Origin of the sequence: Dietzia sp. CW19, from assembly GCF_014145265.1 — a bacterium.
Lineage (GTDB): Bacteria > Actinomycetota > Actinomycetes > Mycobacteriales > Mycobacteriaceae > Dietzia > Dietzia natronolimnaea.
In genome coordinates, this window is record NZ_JAALEE010000238.1 from 1 (window position 1) to 5722 (window position 5722).

Sequence of the window (5722 nt, forward strand, 5' to 3'; positions counted from 1 at the left end):
CCGCCGGGCCCGCGCCGACCACCGCGACCCGCCGGCGCGTGGGCGCCACGGTGAGCACCAGCTCCGTCTCCCGGCCCGCGCGGGGATTGACCAGGCACGACGCCCGCTTGTTGGCGAAGGTGTGGTCGAGGCACGCCTGGTTGCAGGCGATGCAGATGTTGATCTCGTCGGCCCGCCCCTCGGCGACCTTGGCGGCGAACGCCGGGTCCGCCAGCAGCGGCCGCGCCATCGACACCAGGTCGGCCTGCCCGCTCGCGAGGATCCGCTCGGCCACATCCGGGGTGTTGATGCGGTTGGAGGCGATCACCGGCACGCCCACGGTCTGCTTGAGCCGGGCGGCCAGGTCCACGAACGCCGCCCGCGGCACCGAGGTGACGATGGTGGGGATGCGGGCCTCGTGCCAGCCGATCCCGGTGTTGAACACGTCGACGCCCGCGGCCTCGAGGCGCTGGGCGAGCTCGGCGGTCTCGTCCCAGGTCTGCCCGTCCGGCACCAGGTCGAGCACGCTGATGCGGTACTGGATCAGGAACTCCGGGCCCACCTCGGCGCGGACCCGGCGGACGATCTCCTCGGGGAACCGCATGCGCTTGCTCGCGGTGCCACCCCACGCATCGGTGCGCTGGTTGGTCCGGGCCGCGAGGAACTGGTTGATCAGGTACCCCTCGGAGCCCATGATCTCGACGCCGTCGTACCCCGCCCGGCGCGCCAGTCGTGCGGCCCGCACCCAGTGGTCGATGGTGCGCTCGACGCCCCGCGAGCTCAGGGCCCGCGCCTTGAACATGCTGATCGGGGACTTGGTGGACGAGGCCGAGCGGACGAACGGTTGATAGCCGTACCGGCCGGCGTGCAGCAGCTGGAGCAGGATGTGCGAGCCCTCGGCGTGGACGGCATCGGTGAGGCCGCGGTGTTTGTCCGCCATCCGCCGGCTGGCCATCATCGACCCGGCAGGGAGCAGCCAGCCCTCCACGTCGGGGGAGAACCCGCCGGTGACCATCATGGCGGTGCCGCCGCGCGCCCGCTCGGCGAAGTAGGCCGTGAGCTCGGGCAGGTGCTTGCTGCGGTCCTCGAGTCCGGTGTGCATCGACCCCATGACCACGCGGTTGCGCAGGGTGAGAGGCCCGACGACGAGGGGACTGGTCAAGTGCGGGTGGCTGGAGCTCATGGGGCCCATTGTGCCCTGGCCGGACACGACCTTACCCGCCGGTAAGGTCGTGTCGCGCGGAACCGTGATCAGTAGCGGAGGATCGCGCCGACCGAGTTGCCGTGCGGGAGGGCCTCGAGCACCACGAGCCGTCCGGAGGTGGCGCAGGTGTGGCCCACGGCGTCGTCGAGGTCGCCCGGCTGATCCTCCGGACGACAGGCCGCCCCGGTGAGGATCAGCGTCTCCACCCGGCCCTCGGAGGCCGCGGTGACGATCTCCCTGGGGTCGCTCACCCCGAGCCCGGTCCCGAGGGCTTCCCCGAACCGCTCGGTCGCCGCTGCCGCGTCGGCGCCGAGGACGGGCTGGACGATCGGCCACGCCTTCTCCTGCAACTCCGCGCCGCTGGCGTGGTCCGGGTTCCCTGCCACCACGTCGTCGAGAAGGTGGGGGTAGGACAGCTCCTCCCTGAGCATCGGGTGGTGCTCGGCCACCGCCGCCAGGACGAGCGGTCGGCGGTCGGGCCCCGCGAGCAGCTCGTCGATACCCGCCGCCACCTGACGGAAGAACTTCTGCAGCATCACGCGGTCCACCTCGCCGCCGGCACCGTGCCCGTGGAAGGCGGCGGTGCCCCCGGCAGCGGCCTGGTGCTGGAGCTGGGGCTCGCGCTCGGTGCGACCCTCGGCGTCCTCCATCGACGCCGGCGCGGTGCCGATGTCCCGCTCGTGGACCGAACCCCGGGTGGCCTCGAACAAGCGCACCGAGTTCTGGCTCAGGGCCAGGATGAGGAACTCGCCGTCGCCGACCGCGGACGGGACCAGGGGGCGGACGGCGAACGAGTCGGACACGTGGACCAGTTCCGGCATCTCCGTGCTCAGCCGGAAGGCCCGTGCGATGCCGGGGGCGGCGTAGAGCGCCAGTCCGTGGGCGGTGTGCTGCCAGAAGGGGTCCTCGTTCCCCAGCTCCCGCAGCGGCGCGAGCAGCTCGGCGGCCACCTCGGCCGGTGTGCCCCGGGTGACCAGCTCGGCCTGCGCGCGGTCGAGCAGCGAGCGCAACCTCAGCGGGCCCTGCCGCGTCTCCGGCCCGCCGCGGTGCGTCGGCATGAACACCGACACCGCCGGTCCCGAGGCGGTGCCCAGCGACTCCAGGTCGGCGGCGGTGATCGGATCGATGTTCCGTGTTCGTTGGATCGACGTCATGGCTCCGACCGTAACGCCGATCACAGCTCGACGCGGGCTCTCGAGCCGATCGTTGCAAGTCGGAGATGTGTACGGCCCCGGGCCGCGCGGTCCACTACATACGATGTAACAGATGTGACTTCTGTGACGAAAGATGCATGAGTGAACTCGCGGTACTACAGTGTGAGTCAACGATCCCCGCCGGGTCCGGCTCCGGCCGCCACCCCAGGAAAGGACACCCACGTGCGTCATCCCATCCGTTCCGTCGTCGCAGCCGGGGCCTCCGCCCTCCTGCTCGTCACGGGCGCCGGCACGGCCTCCGCCCAGGGGTCGCTCGAACTCGCCCTGCCCTTCCCGCTGGACATCCCCGGCCTCGCCTCCCTCATGTCGGGCCCGTCCACGCCGGGGACCACCGCGACCACCACCGTCGCCGAGCAGGACGCCCCTCTCGTCGTGGTTCCGCCCGAGGTGGCCCGGAAGGCGTTCGAGGGCAGCGTGGTGGCCGGGGTCAACGAGGCGCGGACCGCGGTGGGCGCCGAGCGGCTGGTCACCGACGCGATCCTCTCCGTCGAGGCCGCGGTCCGCGCGGACCAGCTGGCGGTGGGCGACCCCACGACCGGCGACCTCCCGGTCCCCGACAGCGGCGAGGCCCGGGACCGCACGGTCCTGACCCTGCCCCCGGAGGCCACGCCGCAGAACGTGCTCACCGCGATGCTCACCGACACCGGGATGCGCGAGCGGATGCTCGACAGCGCGTTCACGAAGGTGGGAGTGGGAACGGCCGCGGGCGAGGACGGAGTGATCCACGTCGTACTCGACTTCGAGCGGGGGTAGCACGACCAGGGGTTCTTCCGGTTAACTGTGTGAAAATACGGCTAGATTTCTTTTCCCCCTAGCCCGGCGGGGACTTGCTCTCTACCGTGGCCTCTGCACGCCCTCCCCCTCGGGGTGTGCAGAACTGGAGATCCCTCGTGCGTCGCACTTCCCCTCGTTTCGTCAAGCCCCTCGCCGTCTGCGCTGCCGCCACCATGGCTGTCGCCGGACTCGGCGTCCCCGCGGCCTCTGCGCAGCAGTTCCTCATGCCGGGCTCGTCGTTCGGCGTCGCCGTCGGCGGCGGCGGTACGGTCCCGGCCCTCGATCCCACGAGCGCCGAGTACCGCCAGCAGCTCCACGACGCCACCAACGCCGCGCGCGTGGCCAACGGCCGGGCTCCGCTCCCGTCCAACGACGCGCTCGTCCGGTTGGCCACCGCCTGGAGCCAGGTGCAGGCCGCGGAGAACCGCATGTACCACAACCCCGATCTGCGCGACCAGGTCCCGGCCGGCACCACGCGCTGGTCGGAGAACGTGCTGCAGAACTGGCGCAACGCCACCCCTCAGCAGCTGGTCAACCAGTGGATGGCGTCCACCGGACATAGGCTCAACCTGCTGCGCACCGACCACACCTCGATGGGTATGGGCGTCGCCGTGGCCGGCGACAACAAGCTCTACGCCACCCAGGTGTTCACCCGGAGTTGAGTCGGGTCCGACCGTTCGCGGTCGGCAGCACTCATCCATAGCCACTCATCGATCAGGACGTTCCGCACACGTTTCGCGAGAAGCAGGTGTGCGGAACGTCCTTTTCGATGTGCGGGCCCGGCCGAGGCGCGGCGTCAGCCGACCATCCCCGCCAGCATCGCCCCGAGCCCCTCGTCGAATCGCGAGTCGTAGTCCACGCGCGGCATCGCGGGGTCCACGGCGGCGAGGTTGTGGTGGGTCTGCTCCTCGATCGTCACGCCGAGGACGTAGGCGGTGAGAGCCGTGGTCAGGCCCGCCGCCCGATCGCCGCCCCCGTGCCGCGCACACGTCCGTGCGACCGCGTCGGCCACCGGGTTCACCGCACCGGCGGCCAGCCCCAGTGCCACGATCTCGGCCCCGTCGGGCACCCCCGCGACAGCGATCCGCATCGCCCGGGCCACCCCGCGCAGTTCGTCAGCGGCCGATGCGCCGGCCTCCACCGGGGCCACGTCCGCCAGGACCCGTTCGGCGACGGCGGTGAGCAGCGCCTGCTTTGACGGGAAATGCCAGTACAGAGCACTCGGCTGGACGTTCAGCCGCGTCGCCAGCGTGCGCATCGACATGCCGGGCAACCCCGCTTCATGCAGGAGTCCGAGCGCGGTGTCGACGACGGCCGACTTGTTGAGAGCCACGACCGGTAACCCTATCGCCCCTCCCGCGGCTCCGACGCGCCTGCAACCTGAACGCTGTACAAGTCGGCGAATTCCCGCTACCTTAACGGCGTTCAATGAACGGCGTTCAGGAGGAACCATGGCCACCACGACCACCCGTTGGCACGAGCTCGCGGACCGCATTCTCGACGGCGGGGCGATCGACGCGACGGAGGCGCTCGCCGTGCTCGACTCGTCCGACGCCGAGCTCATGGAGGTGGTCGCGGCCGCGTCCCGGCTGCGGTTCGAGCACTTCGGCAACAAGGTCAAGGTCAACTACCTGGTCAACCTCAAGAGCGGCCTGTGCCCGGAGGACTGCTTCTACTGCTCGCAGCGCCTCAACTCCACCGCCGGCATCCTGCGCTACACCTGGCTGAACACCGAGGAGGCCGTCACGGCGGCCAAGGCGGGCATCGCGGCCGGCGCCTCGCGCGTGTGCCTGGTCGCCAGCGGCACCGGCCCGAGCAACCGCGAGGTCGGCAAGGTCTCGGACATCATCGAGGCCATCAAGTCCGACACCCCGGGCGTCGAGGTGTGCGCCTGCCTGGGCGCGCTGAAGGACGGTCAGGCCGAGAAGCTCTGCGCGAGCGGCGCCGACGCCTACAACCACAACCTCAACACGGCGGAGAGCCACTACGAGGAGATCTGCACGACCCACACCTACGCCGACCGCGAGCACACCGTGAGCCAGGCGCACGGCGCGGGCCTGTCGGCGTGCTCGGGCTTCATCGCCGGCATGGGCGAGACCCGCGAGCAGCTGGTCGAGCTGGCCTTCGACCTGCGCGTCAAGGGCGTCGACTCGATCCCGGTGAACTTCCTGCTGCCCTTCGACGGCACCCCGCTCGAGGGCGTGGACACGCTCAACCCGCGCGACTGCCTGCGGATCCTCGCGATGGTCCGGTTCGTCGCCCCCGACACCGAGATCCGGATGGCCGCCGGCCGCGAACGCCACCTCGGCTACCTCCAGGGCATGGGCCTCTTCGTGGCCAACTCGCTGTTCCTCGGCGACTACCTCACCAGCGAGGGCCAGCCCGGCGGCGAGGACCTGCAGATGATCGCCGACGCCGGTCTCGAGGTCCTGCAGATGGACGGGGCCGGCCATGCGCCTCACCACCCCGCGACACCGGGAACGGCTCCCGCGGCGGTGCCCGGTGCTGCGCCCGTGGCGGCGCCCGCCGCGCACGAGAAGCAGGAGAAGAA

The 5722-nt window shown here is 71.1% G+C and carries 6 protein-coding genes; 3 read left to right on the top strand and 3 right to left on the bottom strand.

From position 1 onward, the window contains the following. The coding region (locus G6021_RS07820) for a 2,4-dienoyl-CoA reductase FMN-binding domain-containing protein (RefSeq protein ID WP_182615747.1) at window positions 1-1162 on the bottom strand (1162 nt) is incomplete at its 3' end. 68 nt (window positions 1163-1230) lie between these two features. After that, window positions 1231-2337 carry a hypothetical protein gene (locus G6021_RS07825; RefSeq protein WP_182641008.1) on the bottom strand — a complete coding sequence of 369 codons (1107 nt, stop codon included), beginning with the start codon at window positions 2335-2337 and terminating at the stop codon, window positions 1231-1233. Between the two features lie 222 nt (window positions 2338-2559). Here G6021_RS07825 and G6021_RS07830 point away from each other — a divergent pair, with 222 nt between their 5' ends. Beyond that, the gene (locus G6021_RS07830; protein ID WP_182638662.1) at window positions 2560-3150 is read left to right on the top strand and encodes a CAP domain-containing protein; all 591 of its coding nucleotides are present in this window, start codon (window positions 2560-2562) and stop codon (window positions 3148-3150) included. A 137-nt stretch (window positions 3151-3287) separates the two neighbouring features. Then, window positions 3288-3833 carry a CAP domain-containing protein gene (locus tag G6021_RS07835; RefSeq protein ID WP_179524381.1) on the top strand — a complete coding sequence of 182 codons (546 nt, stop codon included), beginning with the start codon at window positions 3288-3290 and terminating at the stop codon, window positions 3831-3833. A gap of 134 nt (window positions 3834-3967) precedes the next feature. Here G6021_RS07835 and G6021_RS07840 read toward each other — a convergent pair whose 3' ends face one another. Continuing rightward, window positions 3968-4504, bottom strand: a complete 537-nt coding sequence (locus G6021_RS07840; protein WP_182641009.1) for a TetR family transcriptional regulator — start codon at window positions 4502-4504, stop codon at window positions 3968-3970. Between the two features lie 118 nt (window positions 4505-4622). On the opposite strand from G6021_RS07840, the gene bioB reads away from it, so the two are divergent. Then, window positions 4623-5722 (top strand): biotin synthase BioB (gene bioB, locus G6021_RS07845; protein WP_241736465.1); only part of this gene is annotated, 1100 nt, incomplete at its 3' end.